This is a genomic window from Microcoleus sp. T3_A4 (assembly GCF_036700465.1).
Lineage (GTDB): Bacteria > Cyanobacteriota > Cyanobacteriia > Cyanobacteriales > Microcoleaceae > Microcoleus.
Window position 1 is genome coordinate 147517 of the sequence record NZ_JAUBOY010000004.1, and the last position, 16580, is coordinate 164096.

Consider the following 16580-nt stretch of genomic DNA (forward strand, 5'->3'; position numbering starts at 1 on the left):
AAACATGATATTGACCAAACGTAGTATTTTGTTGAGCACTCTGGTATTAGTAGTGCTGGGAAGTTCAATTTTTCTAAATATTAGTCTCTACAGTCGAGCTAAACAGTTTTATCGCGAGCTCAATCAAACTCGTTTAGATCCTCTGGGATTGAGCAAATATCCTACAAATCTCAAGCAAGTTACTGATACCGGTCAAACTCGTGTGGTTTTCTTTGGTGACTCTAGAGCAGCTAGTTGGATATCGCCTAGTATCAGTGAATATGAGTTCATTAACCGGGGAATTAGCTCTCAAACCTCAGTTCAGACGATCCAAAGATTTGCCGCTCATGTGCGCCCTCTAAAACCAAATTTAGTAATCATTCAGGTTGGTATTAACGATCTGAAAACCATTGGCTTGTTTCCCGAACGCAGAGATGCGATCGTTGCCAATTGTCAAGCGAATATTAAGCGAATTGTAGAAGAATCTACGAATCTAGGTGCAGTAGCGATCGTGACTACTATTTTCCCAGTAGGAGAAGCGCCACTACAGCGCAAGCCTTTTTGGTCTGATGAGATAAGTCCGGCGATTAAAGAAGTGAATGCCTACATCGCCACATTAGCTGGAGAAAAAACTATAGTGCTTGATACCTTCTCTATTCTTGCCGATAGTCAGGGCATGATGTTGCGGAAATACAGAGCAGATGAACTACACTTAAATGAACAGGGGTATGTGATTATCAACAAGCATCTGTCGCAACTACTCAATACAATGGGACGGAAAAAAGGACAGAATTAGGCTAGGGTCTTAGCACATATTTTAGTTTAATAATCTTGTGAAGTGGGTTTACTTCTATGATTATATCTGAGTTTATCTGCTGGAGGGCGCTCGCCATTGTACTATTTAAGATTTGAGATTGCTTGTATCACCAAAGTTTAGATATTGCTTGCAGTTGCAGTCTTTTTGGAACTGGGATTAATTTGAGATTTAACCCCAAAGTGTGAGATAATTCTTTACAATCGTGACTTGTGCTTTCCGGCGCCAGCGAACCCGGTAAAGCAGCAGTGGCAGTCAGCGCTGTTACAAAAAAATTGTGCGTGCAATTCCTAATTATCACAAACCAGACAATATGACCCAAAAGCCAACCACAACCTATCGCACCGAAAGCGACTCGATGGGAGACAAACAAATCCCATCTAATGTCTACTACGGCATCCAAACCCTGCGCGCAGTTGAAAATTTCCCGATTAGCGGCATTAAGCCTTTATCAACATACGTTGATGCTTGTGTTTTAATTAAGAAAGCTACGGCGCTCGCCAATGGCGAACTCGGCTGCATTCCCCAAGAGATCAGTCAAGCAATTGTCCAAGCAGCAGATGAAATCCTAGCTGGCAAATTGCGCGATCAGTTTGTAGTTGATGTCTACCAAGCCGGCGCCGGAACTTCTCACCACATGAATGTTAATGAAGTTCTTTCAAATCGCGCTTTGGAAATTATGGGCGACGAAAAAGGTAATTACAAGCGCGTCAGTCCTAACGATCATGTAAACTACGGTCAATCGACAAATGATGTGATTCCGACGGCGATTCGGATCGGCGGATTGTTGGCGTTAGAAAAAACTCTGTTTCCGGCTTTGTCGGATGCTGTAGTTGTCCTAGAAAACAAAGCAGAAGAATTCAAAAATATTGTTAAATCCGGCCGCACTCACCTACAAGATGCTGTGCCAGTTCGACTCGGCGACACCTTTGGTGCTTGGGCGCAAATTTTGAAAGAACATACCTTGAGAATTGACAGGGCATCCGATGATTTGACATCCCTGGGATTGGGGGGAAGTGCGGCAGGAACAGGCTTAAATACTCACCCTGAATACTGTCAAAAAGTTGCTGAAATTCTATCCGAATTAATCGACCAACCTCTGAAACCAGCAAAGCATTTAATGGCTGCTATGCAGAGTATGGCACCATTTGTAAATGTGTCTGGTGCACTGCGAAATCTCGCTCAGGATTGCGTTAAAATCTCCCATGACTTGCGTTTGATGGACTCCGGGCCGAAAACTGGTTTGAAAGAAATTCAACTGCCTCCTGTGCAACCAGGTTCGTCTATTATGCCGGGAAAATACAATCCTGTGATGGCAGAAATGACATCGATGGTTTGTTTTCAAGTTATGGGTTACGATAGCGCGATCGCCCTGGCCGCCCAAGCGGGACAATTAGAATTAAACGTGATGATGCCCCTGATTGCCTACAATCTCATTCACAGCATCGAAATTTTAGGCAATACCATCAGCGCCCTGACTACACAATGCCTCGCCAAAATTGAAGCTAAGGGCGATCGATGTCTCGCTTATGCTGAAGGTAGTCTCGCCCTCGTTACCGCCCTCAACACTCACATCGGCTATCTCAACGCCGCCGCTGTCGCCAAAGAATCTCTAGAAACCGGCAAATCTTTGCGGCAAATTGTGCTAGAACGGGGTTTAATGAGTGCAGAAGACTTGGCAAAAGTTCTAGATTTAGAGAAAATGAGTGCGATGCCAACATCTTCTGCTAACGTATAGGCGATCGCAGGAATCAGCTAGAAACTAGAAGGCTGAACTCGATTTAATTCTGCCTTCTGCCTTCTGAGTTCTGCCCGATCGCTGTCACAGGTTAAAGTTAAACAATTCAGAATTAATTTTTTTTAGATTTAATTCTGTTTTTTTTATAGTCTAAAGTTGGGGAGCAAAATTTATGCGCGCAGGTTCTTTTGCCAAATTAACTCAAGATAAAGAGAACACAACTCAAGTGACATTTCATTATGTGGAAGGTCAGGCTGAAACTTTCACTATTCCGATGCCTGCACAAGAATTCCAAGAGGAAGTGCTGACTTTGTTAAATCAACCTTGGTTGACTTTCCATTTAGCCGATCAAACGGTTTTTATCTGCACAGCCAGGGTGGTAAAAGTAGAAGTAAAACCTGCTATCCCTGAACTGCAAGGTCAAGGAATATTCTCTAACTCACTGCGAGTTAGTACCATGCAGCGGGCTGCTGTTGGTAGATTGCCGATGAATAGTTAGGGTTCATTTGTATTGAGATGATTCTTGGTAACGCAGGCGCAGATCACCCTGCTTAGGGTGTTCCGTGCCTGCGTTACATTGAGATTATTCCCCCATCGATAACCAATTACAAATTAATTCATAATTATGTCTGCTGTTAGTTTAGTTCAGGCCAATTCATACGATCGCCAAATCTTGCAAGCATCTTTAGAAAGTTTGCTCGCACCCTTGGGCGGAATCTCGGCTTTTGTCAAAGCGGGCGATCGGGTTTTACTCAAACCCAATCTCCTCACCGGTTCTCGCCCTACAAAAGAATGCGTCACCCGCCCAGAATTGGTTTACTGCGTCGCTCAAATGGTCATTGAAGCCGGAGGAAAACCATTTTTAGGCGATAGTCCAGCTTTTGGTAGCGCTATGGGTGTAGCCAAAGCAAACGGTTATTTGCCACTGTTGGAAGAACTGAATTTGCCAGTAGTTGAGTTTCAAGGAAAACGCTACGAAACTGTCAGCGAAGATTTCAATCATCTGCGAATTTGCAAAGAAGCAATGGAAGCGGATGTAGTGATTAATTTGCCCAAACTCAAATCTCACGTTCAATTAACCGTGACAATGGGCGTGAAAAACTTGTTCGGCTGCGTCCCTGGCAAAATGAAGGCCTGGTGGCACATGGAAGCTGGCAAAGATAGCGCCAGATTCGGTGAAATGCTGGTAGAAACTGCCCGGGCAATTAACCCAAATTTGACGATTTTGGATGGCATTATCGGTCACGAAGGTAACGGGCCAAGCGGCGGCGAACCTAAATTTTTGGGAATTTTGGCCGCGTCTGATGATGTGTTTGCTTTGGACAGAACTTTAGTTGAAATTATTAATGCTGATCCGGCGGCGGTTCCCACTGTAGCTGCGGCGATGAGATTAGGACTGTGCTCGAATTTAGAGGATCTTGATTTTCCGCTGTTGCAGCCGGAAAATCTCAAGGTTTTGGATTGGAAGTTGCCGGAAAACATGATGCCGATCGACTTTGGTATGCCCCGCGTGATTAAGTCTACTTTCAGGCATTTTTATATCCGGTTTATCAAAGAACGGATGGGGGCTTACGCCGATCGATAGGAGGCATTCGCTACAAACTCATAAAAATGCGCGCTTGTCAATCAGCTCTTGTGCTGAAGATTAAAGAAAAGTTTGGCTTCCCAACTCAATTGGGAGCTAAATTTTCAGATCAAGGAACAGTAGCGGGCGCAACATTTGCGCCCACCGATATATGAAATGGCAAATTTTATACTTCGCTTTCGCAAAAGATTTCAGCAATATTATTGAGGTACAAATGCAAGAAAGTTTTTATTGGTCTCGCTCGCAGCCTACATCGCTACCCAGTTTTATAACTTAATTTATACTTGAAGTATTGCTGAATTCGTAAATATATGAAAACTTACTCACATCCCGATCGCGGAATGTGAAGTTTTTTTATGCAAAGTGACAAAGCAAGTTAAATGGGTTAGCTTAAATTCGATGTAAGCTGAAAACCACGCCGCAGCAATCGTGTTTCCGAAACCTAATATTTTTTGGGCAGTCATCTGCTGTATTTCGGATTCTGCAATTGTTAATCGCACATAATTGATTTCTGGATTTGACATCCGACACGAGTGGTTATTAGTACGTCAAGTACCTAAATAATGAAAACTCCAATGCCAAGTCAAACGTCCTTAAGCCCTACCGTCGTCTGCCCGATATCGGGAGAGAGTATGAAACCGTGGCTATTCATACCCGGTGATTGGCGCAGACCTGCAAACAAAGAGTCATTTCAATTGTATTGGTGCGAAAAGTCACAACTTGGATGCATTCATCCTCTACCCGATTTCAACAAAATCGCCAGCTTCTACGACATCGATGAGTATTATACTCATCATATAGACTTTACAGGCTTCGTATCTGCCTCTTCTATTTCCTTCTTCGATAAATTGCGTACCCATCTAGCTTGGCGTTTTGATCGCGGAGTAGATGTCACAAGTAAATGGTGGAAGCAACAGTTCGGGACTGCTTCCTGCTCGATATTAGAAATCGGTTGCGCCAACGGGCACCTGCTGCAAGAATTGCAAGCAGATGATCACAAAGTCTGGGGTGTAGAACCCGATCGACAAGCTTTGGTTTTGGCCCAACAGCGAGGTCTTGATGTATTTTATGGTACTGCTGAATCTTTGCCCCCGGAAGTCAAGTCTAGACAGTACGACATAATTGTGATGAACCACGTACTCGAACATACCAGAGATCCTTTACTTGCACTCCGCAATGCCATGCAATTGCTCGTGGATGGTGGCAAATTGGTAATGGAAGTACCAAATAACTCTTGTATTGGGCTGAAGTCATCAGGGATTGCATGGATGCATCTAGATGTACCAAGGCATTTGTATTTCTTCACACCGCAGAGCTTCCGCGCTATCTGTGAAAAAGGGGGATTTGAGATAATTTCTACTGAGTTTAATGGCTACTATCGCCAATTTGCCAACAGTTGGATCGATGATGAAAGAAAAATTTTCAGTGTGTTCGATTCAATGGCATCTCATCAGATAGTAAAGCTCCAAGAAAACAGTAAATTCCAAGCTTGGAAGCTACTGCTGAAAACAATTGTTGCTGCTGATGAAAACAAGTACGATTCGATCCGGATTGTGGCACAAAAGCCATAGCCAAATCGAGGTAAGGGCAATAAACTTTTGGTTTGATTATCAAGTTTGGTTATACACTCATACTACTTTTGTGATCCCCTGCGATCATCGCCCATGGCAGGATTACAGTCAAACCAAATGCGACTATTGACCCAGCAATCCACCTGACTCGATCAAAACTGAGGCACAAACTTTGTATGTAATGTGTGCAGTCCGCACCTTACCACATAGATAATTTAAAAATTGTTTTCTGGCGTAAGATCGTTTCCGGTTGCATCGGAATCATATATTTGGATCATGTCATATCATGTCCGGTCGTGCGACCGCGATTGTTGTAGGGCCTCCCCTCACGAACAATACCTGCCAATAATTGACAATCTCAAAAACCCGCCCCGACCGGGATATTATGGTTAATCGCTCGGACATGATATCAGTGGGGGCTTAAGAGATCGCTACCCAAATCGCGAGCTCTTAAGCTCCCACTATACTTCGGATGCCACCCGATTTGATATCAATTTTATTGAATAAGCTGTCGCGAATTTAAATTGTATATTCAGGGCGGGCGGGACGCCCACCCCACAAGACTTTAATTTTTTTTGACAGACAATTTAAATGCCGGAACAGCTTATGCGATCGCAGTTGCACCTCAAAACGAGTAGTTACGATGTGTTTGCTTTTTAAATTTTTCTTGTGAGTACCCATAATTCACAAGAAACTTTTAAATTTCAACCATATAATACTTCTTCTACAGGCGGCGTCGCGTCTGTGGGGTCGAACTGTTTGATTTTCAAAGCTTGTAGTAAAAACAACCAGATATAAAGCGGATTCAAAAAAACATACCGCTGCCAAAGACGCCGAGGTTCCTTCATCATCCGAAACAGCCATTCCAAACCTATTTTAGATAAAAAGTCAGGAGATTTAGCCAAATTACCCGCATGAAAATCGTAAGCAGCACCTACAGCAATCAACGGCATTGATAAGTCGTCCCGGTATTCGTAAGCCCAGACTTCTTGCCGGGGACACCCCAAACCGACAAACGTAATTGCTGCACCGCTGTTGCGAATTTCCTGTGCAATTTCTTGTTTCTCCTGGGGCGAAACGTGCCTAAATTTAGAAGGCTGAGTTCCAGCAATAATTAACTTGGGAAAACGCTGGCAGAGATTGCGAGATAAAGCTTCCAGTACAGAAGCTTGAGAGCCGTACAAATAGATAGGCAATCCTTCTTCTGCCGCACGTTCGCAGATTTGTAACATCGCATTCGGCCCGCAAACTCGATCGGGCAATTCCGTATGGTAGAGCAAATTTAACGCCCACCTGACTGGCTGTCCGTCTGGCAATACTAAGTCAATGTGATTAATCCGATAACGATGAGTGCTGTCGAGAACGCCAGTCATTACCCCATGAACCGCTAGAGCAGAAACTGACATTGGTTTTCCGGCGCTGGCTGCCGCAATAATTTTGCTAACAGCCGCTTCATAATTAACGGCATTAACTAATATGCCCAGTACATTCTTTTTCCCTTTATCAATCATGGAGCACCTCTTTAAGCCAACGCTCGCGGTTACACTCATAAATCTCCCCTAAGATTTGTTTAACCTTGTATTCTTCAATCATTTACCAAAATTCCCACCACATTCTTCTTGCCCCGCTCAATCATTGGCATCCTCTTTCAGCCAACGCTCGCGGTTACACTCATAAATCTCCTGTAGAATTTGTTTAACGTTATATTTCATTTTCCAGTTGGGATAGTGACTGGAAAATTTTGAATTGTCGCTAATCCACCAAATGTGATCGCCAATGCGATTTCCTTCAGCATAAGTCCAATTAAACTTGCGTTCCGCAATGGCCTCGCACATCTGGATAGCTTCTAACATCGAACAATTGCTGTACCTGCCTCCTCCTGTATTATAAACTTGGGCGCTTTTGGGAGCTTTATAAAATTCATAAAATGCCGAAATTAAATCAGCGCTATGAATGTTATCGCGAACTTGCTTGCCTTTGTAGCCAAACACGGTGTAGGGAGTTCCCGTGACAGCACACTTCATCAAGTAGGCGAGGAAGCCGTGCAATTGAGCTCCAGAGTGATTTGGGCCCGTCAAACAGCCGCCGCGAAAACAAGCGGTGTTCATATTAAAATATCGACCGTATTCTTGGACTAAAATGTCAGCAGCTACCTTAGAAGCACCAAACAAACTGTGCAGGCACTGATCAATTGACATATCTTCCCGAATGCCGCTTTCGTAAGTATGGCCTGGTTCAATTTCCCACCTGTGTTCTAATTCAATTAAAGGCAAAGTGTTAGGCGTATCGCCGTATACTTTATTGGTAGAAGTGAAAATAAAAACCGCTTTAGGACAGTACAAGCGAGTTACTTCTAGAAGATTGAGAGTGCCGTTGGCATTGACGGTAAAGTCTATTTTCGGAGCACGGGAAGCCCAATCATGGCTGGGCTGGGCTGCTGTGTGAATTACTAATTCGATCGACTCGCCGTACCGCTGAAAGATATTGGTAATCGCTTCATAGTCGCGAATGTCCACATCTAAGTGATAATACTTGGTACCCAAAGACTTTTCGAGCAGTTGGCGGTTCCAGTTTGTAGAACCATCAGCACCAAAAAAGAACTGGCGCATATTATTGTCGATGCCAACTATATCTAAGCCTTGTTTGGCAAAGAACTTACACGCCTCAGAACCAATTAAACCCGCCGAGCCAGTAATGATTGCAACGCCCACGTTTCACCGCCTGAAAAAATATAGTTTTCTTTGTTTTGCCCGATCGAACAATCAGAACTTATCCTGATTTTCCATCGAATACATCTTCGCACAATTGGGCAAAGAATAGACCTTTAACATCCCAATCATAGATTTCCCTGACGCGCGTTTGACCCGATCGACCCAAGCGCTCTCGCAATTCACGATTTTGCGCTAAACACACTATAGCTTCTGCTAGACCTTGCACAGTGCGATCGGGGTCAGTAGCAGCCACTTTAATCCCCGTTTGAGCCGTCACTTGAGTAGCCGGGCCCCCCAAATCCAAACAAATCGTCGGACGGCCAACCCCCATCATTTCCGTGCACACAAAACCTCCAGAGTCATGCAAACTCGGATGGAGGAGAACGTGAGACTCCCCCATTTTAGAAAGAGTTTCAGTGCGAGATAAAGTTCCCCAAAAAAATACTTTATTTGCCAGTCCCAATTCTGTTGCCAAAGCTTCCAAGCGCTGCCTTTCGGGCCCGTCTCCGACAATCCAGTATTCCGATTGTTCCAGCTTCGCCTCCGCAAATGCACGGAGTCCCAAGTGCACCCCTTTCCAGTGTAAGAGACGACCGACACTGATGAATCTAATTGGTTGCTCAGGCGGGGGAGAAAACTTCTCTAGTTCTTGAATTTCCTGCTGCGATAAACCGACTTGCGAGAAAATCTTCACGTTTTTTGCTTTGAGAAATCGCAGTCTGGCTGCGGTTTCTTCCGTAGTTGCCAGCGCCACGGCACTGCGACGCGCCGTCAGACCCACAAACGGATCTCGTTCTCCTACGCTTTGAGCCAATGCCCGCAGCGTTTCGTAAATTTTGCCCCGGCGGCTAAAATCTTGCCAAAAAGGCTTTGGTGCTGCTTCTGCACCCCCCACAGGCCCCCAAATAAAAGGATGCGGCAACAGCGCCAAGAAACTTGGAGACCAATGTTTGACATAAGTTACGTGATGTACTATGTCAAAACCAATTTCGCGATCGAGCTTCCGAGCGATAAAATAAGCCCAGATTTGCCACAGATAGTAGTGAAGTTGCAGCAATCCTTGTTTCCCCTTCCAATCTTCGCTCCACCCAAACGGATCAAAATAAACAAAGTGCAGATTTGGCACTGGGTTCCGCTCTAGTTCAGCTTCAATGTACGATCGACAAAACGTGCGAGTAAATACCCAACTTTCGTGATGTTTAGCAGATTGGATAACAGTATTCCATCCTACTCCCTCTTCGGAGCCGAGATTCGGTTCGCAGGCAAAGGCAGATAAAAGAACTTTCATCAACTTTTCTCCAATACTAGCGCTGTCACATCTGCTATTAATTTGGCAGCCTTTTCTGGTGTATGTTCAGCGATCAGTTGCTGGGACTTTTGCCCCATCATCACTAACTTTTCGGGGCAATCAATCAAGTCCCGCATCGCGTTTGCAATACCTTCCGACTGATAGGGATCAAAAATATAACCATTTTCACCTTCAACGATCATTTCGCAAGCCCCAGCCCATTTTGAACACAAAACCGGCTTACCAAATGCCATCGCTTCTAGCACCACCATTCCCCAAGTATCTTCTAACGTAGGAAAAACAAACACATCAGCTTCTAGAAAATAAGACCCCAAGTATCCGTATTCTATCCACCCTGTCCAAACAATTTGTTTTTCTAAACCCCATTCTTTTGTAAGTGCTTCTAGTTCCGGTCGCTGTTCTCCGTCTCCAACGATAATGACTGTGTAATTCGAGTACCCCTGGCTTTGCAAAATTGTGCAAGCTTCTAACAGATTCTTAATCCCTTTGCGAGAAATTACTTGACCCACGCACAAAAAAATTGGGTGGGGAAATGACAACGATACAGACTTATTATTTTCTAACTTTTGTACCAAAGCTTTAGCATCAGGAACCATGTAAGGTTTAGCAAAGATATTACTTTCGTCGGCCCCAATCACTTCTACCAAATATTCTTTACCTCGGCGACTATTAGAAACAAAGGTATCAGCAAATTTCCCCATCCAGCGTCGAATAGTCGAGCGCACCTTAGAATCTCGAAAGTCTACATTCGGGGAACTACTTTCATAAACTAAAACCAGTCGCCATTTCCCTATAGGCTTAAAGATTATAGCTACCAATGTCCAGATCGAAAATCCACTAGCAAAAATGACCTGGGGCTTGAATTTCAAAAGAGGAAAAATAATCCCAGGAGTAGCCTTAATATAACCACGACTGTACCCCGTTTCTATCTTTTGGGTGGTGATGAATTGAGTATCTCCCACAACTTCGACTACTTCTGTACCAGGAGCTTCCGGATCGTAGCGAGGCCAGAGACGACCTGTATAAAAAATCGTGTTCGGAATTAGTTTTTTGAGCTCATGTAAAACCGGCGGCCAATAGGCCCCAAATTCTGCCGAAGGAACGAGCCAAGCGATGCGAAATTCCTTTTTGTCAACCATCCTATTCACCTTGAGTTTTGTTTTTAGTCAATCCCAGTTTACTCAACACTGACAACCAAACTAACCTTCGATAAGGTAGCAGCCAATAAATTGGCCACAACAAACCACCATGCTGCTGAGTAAATACCTTCCATTCTCCAGGCGGTTGCAGGGTCGCATCTTTAAAAGATAAACCTTTAGGCGTGCTCATTTTATCTAACCCTTCGCTCAAATTTTTGGCAGCGGTTTTTGTCACCTGTGGGTTGAGGGAACAAGTTCCTAAATGACCGGGAGCAATCCAAACTGTACATCCTTTCTGTCTCGCTCGTAAACCATAATCCCAATCGCCAATATAATGAACAAAAGCAGGATTTAGGTTGCCCACAAGTTGGACGACATTGCGAGGAAGTAGAACGCAGTTGCCATGTATTGTGCTACAAAGTAGAGCTTCTTGAGTTGGTTCTACGAGGCGGTATCGGAAGGGAAGAAGGGGGTGGTCTCGCACCACGCCACCGTAAGTAGTTTTACCCGTTTGGGGATCGCAGGTAGAACCGGAGACGATGGCTTTTATTTCTCCTTTTTGAGCGAGTTGGTTGCTGGTTGTTAATAAGGTTTTAAGGGCTTCTGGATACATAATTGTATCGTCGTTCAGCCAAAGGTAGTAGTCGGGATCGTCTTTCATGGCTTCGGTGAAAGCAAAGCGCATTCCGCCGTTCCAGAATAAATTGCCATCCCCATGAAAAATCTTGACTTGAGGGTAGGCTTGGTGAACTGCTTCGCTGGTACCGTCGGTACTGGCATCATCGACTATATAGGTGGAAATATCTACATTGGCTGGAAGTGCCTGGTTAAAAAGAGCCTCTAAGCAAGCCAATGTTTTCTGTTTGCGATTGAAGCAAGTTAAAAGGACGGCGATATTAGTACGGTTCATTCTTCCCTGTGTTGCGGTTTTTAACGATAGGTAAGGCTAAAAGTAACAGTGTTTTATTTAGCCACTCGCTCGGCGGTTGCAACCGCCGCTACAAGAACGAAATTAGGGCTTACGCAGTCGCTCCCCCCTTTCACAAGAGGGCTTTAAGAGTGCACCACTTAGCCAAGGGGGTCGGGGTATCAAGGTTTGAGAGTTTAAGAGCGTCAGTCCTAGAAGTCTGGCTGGGTAAACTATTGCTGTATTATAGTTGACCCGCGAACTTTTTGGTGATAAATTGGAATTTAGAACTTAAGTTAACAGACCAACCCTGCAAGCTTCCTAGCACATTTATAATGATGAGTTCTACTAAGCAAAAATATTTATAATCCTTGGAGTTGAACAGTTTAAATGCCACATTCCCAGATAAAAACTCCCATTGTTTTCGTTGTTTTCAATCGAGTTGATAATACCGAAAAAGTCTTCGAGGCGATTAGACAAGTTAAGCCGCCTAAGCTGTTAGTAATTGCTGACGGCCCTCGTGCCAACAAACCTGGGGAAGCTGAAAAGTGCGCCGCTGTACGTGCAATTATCGATCGGGTCGATTGGGACTGTGAAGTTCTGAAAAATTATTCAGAGATTAATTTTGGTTGCAAGGATCGCATTTCTAGCGGTTTCGACTGGGTATTTAATACCGTAGAGGAAGCAATTATTTTAGAAGATGACTGTTTGCCCCACCCAAACTTCTTCCCTTTTTGTGAGCAGTTATTAGAGCATTATCGAGATGACAAACGGATTATGTCAATCGCTGGTGTAAATTTACAGTTTGGGAGAAAAAGAACAGAAGACAGTTACTATTTTTCGCGTTTTAGTAACTGTTGGGGATGGGCAACTTGGCGCAGAGCATGGCAATACTATGATATTGACATGAAGTTATGGCCTCAACTTCGGGAAGCAGGTTTTCTCGAAAATTTATTAGCTAATCCTCAATCTGTAAAAGTTTGGGATAGTGCTTTTCAAGTTTCCTATGATGGAACTCTCAACAATTGGTTTTTTAGATGGCTTTTTACTTGTTGGGTTCAAAATGGACTTGCTATTATTCCAGAAAAAAATTTAATTTCTAATATTGGATTTGGCAGTCAAGCTACCCATACTTCAGGAGAAGATAGTATATACAGTAATATGCCAACGGAAGCAATAACCTTTCCTTTAAGGCATCCCAACCACGCGATCCGAAATTTTGTAGCCGATCAATTCACTCAAGATACATTTTATGATTATCATCCCCCATTAATCAGGCGTATTAAGAAAAAAATAAATAAGTTATGCGGGAACACAATATTTAACCTTGAATAAGTAATTAGTAACGATGTCTAAAATGTCAACACTTCTCAGTTCTCTACTCAAAAATCCGATCACTGAATATCTGCGATTTTTAGTCAATTGGTGGAACAACAAGTTTAAATATGATAATTTTTATCAAGACTATATGGCTTTGGTTACCAATTCAACTATCAGTCACAATGTTAGTGTGTCTAGTCGCGTAGCCATAAAAGATTCTGTCATTGGTTCTTACACTTATGTGCGCGATAATACGCGAATTTTCAATGGTGTTGTCGGCAATTTTTGTTCGATTGGGCCAAACTGCATCATTCGCTTAGGCGTACATCCTGTAGGAAATTTTGTTTCAAGCCATCCGATATTTTATTCGCCCAAGATGCTAGTCGGGACAACCTTTGTAGACAAAAAATATTTTGAAGAAGAGGAAAAAACTGTCCATATAGGTAATGATGTTTGGATTGGCTCAAATGTTATTGTTGTAGATGGTGTAACTATTGGTGATGGAGCCATCATCGCAGCCGGAGCCGTTGTCACCAAAGATGTGCCACCTTATGCTATCTGTGGAGGAATTCCCGCCAAACTTATTCGCTATAGGTTTGATGAACAAAAGATTGATTTTCTGCTGAAGTTTAAGTGGTGGGACAAGGATGAACAATGGTTGAGAAAAAATGTCAAAGACTTTCACAACATTGACAACTTCATCCATATTTATAATACGGAAAATAGTTGAATGCTAGCCAATTCGGTATTATGTCTAAGTAGCCGGACGTTATATAACATCAGCAGTAATCTGGGATTTAAACTTAGACCACTTGAGAAGCATTACAGCCGCTATGAATGCCAGTGTATCATTGCTAGTCTGATACGGCAAAAATCTATAGCGAAAAGTAGCCATTCTCGGGTCGCTTTCTTGGTATAAAATATCTTGGGCAAAGTTTCCCCACCGCTCATCTATCAAATCAATTGTCATACCAGCATGACCAGACGGTAGCAACATATTGGAGCCGTGAAGACCAATTATTAAGCGGCTCTCTGAATAAAGGTGGCAAATCTCCTTTTCAATTTTTTCATTAAAACTATCCACCCTGTAATCTTTAATCCATTCTGGAAACTTAGTTTTTGTCCCCAGGCCAGCCACTGCAAATTGTGCTTCTGGTACTTGCAACCTGATCTTCTCAAATAACTGCTGAATTTTTAAATTTTGCAATCGCAGTGACATTGCTTGTTGATCTATTTTTCTAAGCACTCGAAACAGCAAACGGTTAACTAATAAACGATCTTCGCGCCAAATAAAAGTAATTTTAATTTCTTGGTTCTCAAAGTTATGTTTGGGAACTCGAGTAAAGCGCGTGATGTCGAACTGACTGGGATGAGAATGGGCTTCGCTGACATAAATTTCATCAAAGCGTTTAGCTTCTTCTTCAACAAACTCGGCGAAACTGGGATAGTAATTCTGACCATTTTTTAAAGACATAGGTACTGTCCAGATTTCTGCAACTTCATCGGGAACCATCCACCTTAAGAACTTAGGAACTATCACAACTAACCCGTAGTCAGAATTGCATTCTAAGTGCCTTTGTGCATTTAGCAACTTGAGCAGGGAGTGACCATAAAGATGATCGATACAGTTTAAGATAATTACCCGATTGCAGGGTTTAAAAATTTCTTTTACAATCTCAAGTTGTTCCGGTTGAGGATTTTGGAGTGAATAGAGTAATGGTTTGCCTAACCATTCCTTTTTGTAAGTATCGGCTGCAAAAACTTCTCCTTTTATTAAATTAACTTGGATGTAGTTTTTCACTCCATGACCTACTCTCAAATCGTCGATTATCTCGCTGCCACATCCCTCGCACTTAGAGTCTAGAACAATGTGGATACCGTGCCACAGAACATTTTTGGGATGAAGTTCTGTTCCACAATAGGGGCAATTCGATCGCTGTTCGATTTTAGGTTTAATTTGAATCACTTTATTAATCCTCTGATTCTACAAGCTGCCTTGTATAAGTTAAGGGATCGCCAGATGAAATTTCCGAAGGGGCGTAATTCCTTAATCAAGAAATTGACTAATATAATCACGTAAAAATAAGTTATAAGAGTAGCTGCAGTTGCTCCAAAAGCTCCATACTTAGGAATCAGTAAAAAGTTCAACGCTACATTGAAAATAGATCCAACTACAGTTAAGTAAAGGCCGTAGCGCAACTGACCTTCTATGTTCAAATATGTGCTCCGTGCTACTCCAAAGTTACTGCCAAATTGCGCCCAAACGTAGAGAGCCAGTACCGCTGCTGACTTCGCATATTTTTCACCGTAAAGCAGATGCACTATCCAGGGAGAAAGTAATGATATCGGTATGGCCACCCCCAACCATAAAAATATCATAATATCCGAGTAAATTTGAAATTTATTTAGATATTCTTCATAATTTGTCTTTCTCAAATTCGCTAATTTGGGAAAAATAGAGCTTGATATGATCATCGGCAAAAAATCGCAGATTTCCGAAATTTTAACAGCCGCAGCATAATAGCCCAGTTGAGCATTTTGATTCAGGGCGCCGAGCATTATCTGATCGGTTTTTGAGTACACATAAACTGCCAATCCCGACAAAATTATCGGCCAACTCTCCGATAGCAGTTCCTTACACCGTTCCCAACTAAAATGCCAATCCTTAATTTTATTCCCCGTAAGCTTATAAAAATATACATAAGCGATTCCTACCAATGCCACCTCTCCCAATCGAACCCAGGCGAAGGCAAGCAGGGGGGCTTTAATTGTCACTAACCCAATTCTGACAGCAGCAACTAAAAAACATACCGAATTTTTAGCCAACACTGTATATTTTGACTGGATTTGGGACTGAAACCAAAAATTGATAGCCTCAAAAGCATTAAAGATAGTTCCTGCTGCGATGATACCTACCAGCCACCGAGTCAGAGTGTCGTTGGGCTTGAGTAGCGCAATCACGGTGACAGTGAACAACAAAGTGATGCAGCCACCAGTAAATTGCAGTCCGAAGGCTGTTCCCAGAGTCTCATTTTTGCATTCTGGGTCGCGAGCGATATTCCTCACTACCAGAGTACCCAACCCCATCGTTGCCACTGAACTAAACAGCGATACAAAGGCGATCGCGTAGTTGAGCAATCCAAATTGTGTCGGACCAAGATAGCGAGCCACCCAAAGGCCTACAAACAGGCCTAGACCCATCTGCAAGATTTGGTCAGTGAACAGCCAAGCTATGTTGCTGAGTACCTGGCGCAGACTAGGGCCGAGCCTTTGACTGACCGCAGTTAACTTATCTAGCATCAGAATATTTTAAATCTTTACAAAACACAAACGCGGTTCTGGCAGGGTCGGCAATCTTGCAAAATTAGACTGGTTGATCCTATAACAACATACCACAACTTGAGGGAGCGTCTCAATGAAAGCAGCCAACCTAGAAATTGGAGTTTGGAGGCAGAAGGCAGGAGGTAGGAGGCAGAAGGAAAGAGGAAGAAGGAAGGAATCAGAAGA

At 43.1% G+C, this 16580-nt stretch carries 15 protein-coding genes; 7 read left to right on the top strand and 8 right to left on the bottom strand.

The window, feature by feature from the left end:
• Nucleotides 1–4 precede the first annotated feature (4 nt).
• The 4 genes from QUA07_RS03660 (at nt 5) to QUA07_RS03675 (ending at nt 4116) form a co-directional block, all read left to right on the top strand.
• On the top strand, nt 5–775 hold the full coding sequence (locus QUA07_RS03660; protein WP_333322747.1) for an SGNH/GDSL hydrolase family protein: 771 nt from the start codon (nt 5–7) through the stop codon (nt 773–775).
• Nucleotides 776–1106: 331 nt separating this feature from the next.
• A complete protein-coding gene (locus tag QUA07_RS03665) occupies nt 1107–2531 on the top strand; it encodes an aspartate ammonia-lyase (protein ID WP_333322748.1) in 1425 nt (474 codons plus the stop codon).
• Nucleotides 2532–2703: 172 nt separating this feature from the next.
• The gene (locus QUA07_RS03670; protein ID WP_333081738.1) at nt 2704–3030 is read left to right on the top strand and encodes a hypothetical protein; all 327 of its coding nucleotides are present in this window, start codon (nt 2704–2706) and stop codon (nt 3028–3030) included.
• A gap of 126 nt (nt 3031–3156) precedes the next feature.
• Entirely contained in the window at nt 3157–4116 is a 960-nt protein-coding gene (locus QUA07_RS03675) for a DUF362 domain-containing protein (RefSeq protein ID WP_333322749.1), read from the top strand.
• A gap of 323 nt (nt 4117–4439) precedes the next feature.
• Here the strand turns inward: QUA07_RS03675 and QUA07_RS03680 are convergent, their stop codons facing one another.
• The gene (locus QUA07_RS03680; RefSeq protein ID WP_333322750.1) at nt 4440–4640 is read right to left on the bottom strand and encodes a hypothetical protein; all 201 of its coding nucleotides are present in this window, start codon (nt 4638–4640) and stop codon (nt 4440–4442) included.
• Nucleotides 4641–4748: 108 nt separating this feature from the next.
• Between QUA07_RS03680 and QUA07_RS03685 the strand changes: the two genes are divergently transcribed.
• Complete coding sequence (locus QUA07_RS03685; RefSeq protein WP_333322751.1) at nt 4749–5687, top strand: class I SAM-dependent methyltransferase; 939 nt, start codon at nt 4749–4751, stop codon at nt 5685–5687.
• A gap of 704 nt (nt 5688–6391) precedes the next feature.
• Here the strand turns inward: QUA07_RS03685 and QUA07_RS03690 are convergent.
• The 5 genes from QUA07_RS03690 to QUA07_RS03710 all read right to left on the bottom strand — a co-directional run bounded on the left by QUA07_RS03690 (nt 6392) and on the right by QUA07_RS03710 (nt 11756).
• Entirely contained in the window at nt 6392–7198 is an 807-nt protein-coding gene (locus QUA07_RS03690; protein WP_333322752.1) for a WecB/TagA/CpsF family glycosyltransferase, read from the bottom strand.
• Between the two features lie 117 nt (nt 7199–7315).
• Nucleotides 7316–8398, bottom strand: a complete 1083-nt coding sequence (locus QUA07_RS03695; protein WP_333322753.1) for an NAD-dependent epimerase/dehydratase family protein — start codon at nt 8396–8398, stop codon at nt 7316–7318.
• A gap of 58 nt (nt 8399–8456) precedes the next feature.
• Nucleotides 8457–9686, bottom strand: a complete 1230-nt coding sequence (locus tag QUA07_RS03700; protein WP_333322754.1) for a glycosyltransferase — start codon at nt 9684–9686, stop codon at nt 8457–8459.
• Nucleotides 9686–10846, bottom strand: coding sequence for a glycosyltransferase family 4 protein (locus QUA07_RS03705; protein WP_333322755.1), 1161 nt, complete (start codon nt 10844–10846; stop codon nt 9686–9688). Before QUA07_RS03705 ends, QUA07_RS03700 begins: the two co-directional genes overlap by 1 nt.
• A gap of 1 nt (nt 10847) precedes the next feature.
• Nucleotides 10848–11756 (bottom strand): glycosyltransferase family 2 protein, encoded by a 909-nt coding sequence (locus tag QUA07_RS03710; RefSeq protein ID WP_333322756.1) that lies wholly within the window; start codon nt 11754–11756, stop codon nt 10848–10850.
• 387 nt (nt 11757–12143) lie between these two features.
• Here QUA07_RS03710 and QUA07_RS03715 point away from each other — a divergent pair, with 387 nt between their 5' ends.
• Both QUA07_RS03715 and QUA07_RS03720 read left to right on the top strand, forming a co-directional pair.
• On the top strand, nt 12144–13088 hold the full coding sequence (locus QUA07_RS03715; protein ID WP_333322757.1) for a glycosyltransferase family 2 protein: 945 nt from the start codon (nt 12144–12146) through the stop codon (nt 13086–13088).
• A 13-nt stretch (nt 13089–13101) separates the two neighbouring features.
• Nucleotides 13102–13803, top strand: a complete 702-nt coding sequence (locus tag QUA07_RS03720) for a CatB-related O-acetyltransferase (protein ID WP_333322758.1) — start codon at nt 13102–13104, stop codon at nt 13801–13803.
• A gap of 39 nt (nt 13804–13842) precedes the next feature.
• On the opposite strand, the gene QUA07_RS03725 is transcribed toward QUA07_RS03720, so the two are convergent.
• Nucleotides 13843–14874: a hypothetical protein gene (locus tag QUA07_RS03725; RefSeq protein WP_333322759.1), complete on the bottom strand. Its 1032-nt coding sequence runs from the start codon at nt 14872–14874 to the stop codon at nt 13843–13845.
• Nucleotides 14875–15035: 161 nt separating this feature from the next.
• Nucleotides 15036–16373, bottom strand: coding sequence for a flippase (locus QUA07_RS03730; RefSeq protein ID WP_333322760.1), 1338 nt, complete (start codon nt 16371–16373; stop codon nt 15036–15038).
• Nucleotides 16374–16580: the final 207 nt, after the last annotated feature.

Bases quoted from the DNA above. Each gene is read 5' to 3' on its own strand.
- QUA07_RS03685 (WP_333322751.1), top strand. From the start codon at position 4,749: ATGAAACCGTGGCTATTCATACCCGGTGATTGGCGCAGACCTGCAAAC.
- QUA07_RS03690 (WP_333322752.1), bottom strand. From the start codon at position 7,198: ATGATTGATAAAGGGAAAAAGAATGTACTGGGCATATTAGTTAATGCC.
- QUA07_RS03720 (WP_333322758.1), top strand. From the start codon at position 13,102: ATGTCTAAAATGTCAACACTTCTCAGTTCTCTACTCAAAAATCCGATC.
- QUA07_RS03675 (WP_333322749.1), top strand. From the start codon at position 3,157: ATGTCTGCTGTTAGTTTAGTTCAGGCCAATTCATACGATCGCCAAATC.
- QUA07_RS03660 (WP_333322747.1), top strand. From the start codon at position 5: ATGATATTGACCAAACGTAGTATTTTGTTGAGCACTCTGGTATTAGTA.
- QUA07_RS03680 (WP_333322750.1), bottom strand. From the start codon at position 4,640: ATGTCAAATCCAGAAATCAATTATGTGCGATTAACAATTGCAGAATCC.
- QUA07_RS03705 (WP_333322755.1), bottom strand. From the start codon at position 10,846: ATGGTTGACAAAAAGGAATTTCGCATCGCTTGGCTCGTTCCTTCGGCA.
- QUA07_RS03670 (WP_333081738.1), top strand. From the start codon at position 2,704: ATGCGCGCAGGTTCTTTTGCCAAATTAACTCAAGATAAAGAGAACACA.
- QUA07_RS03710 (WP_333322756.1), bottom strand. From the start codon at position 11,756: ATGAACCGTACTAATATCGCCGTCCTTTTAACTTGCTTCAATCGCAAA.
- QUA07_RS03665 (WP_333322748.1), top strand. From the start codon at position 1,107: ATGACCCAAAAGCCAACCACAACCTATCGCACCGAAAGCGACTCGATG.
- QUA07_RS03700 (WP_333322754.1), bottom strand. From the start codon at position 9,686: ATGAAAGTTCTTTTATCTGCCTTTGCCTGCGAACCGAATCTCGGCTCC.
- QUA07_RS03730 (WP_333322760.1), bottom strand. From the start codon at position 16,373: ATGCTAGATAAGTTAACTGCGGTCAGTCAAAGGCTCGGCCCTAGTCTG.
- QUA07_RS03715 (WP_333322757.1), top strand. From the start codon at position 12,144: ATGCCACATTCCCAGATAAAAACTCCCATTGTTTTCGTTGTTTTCAAT.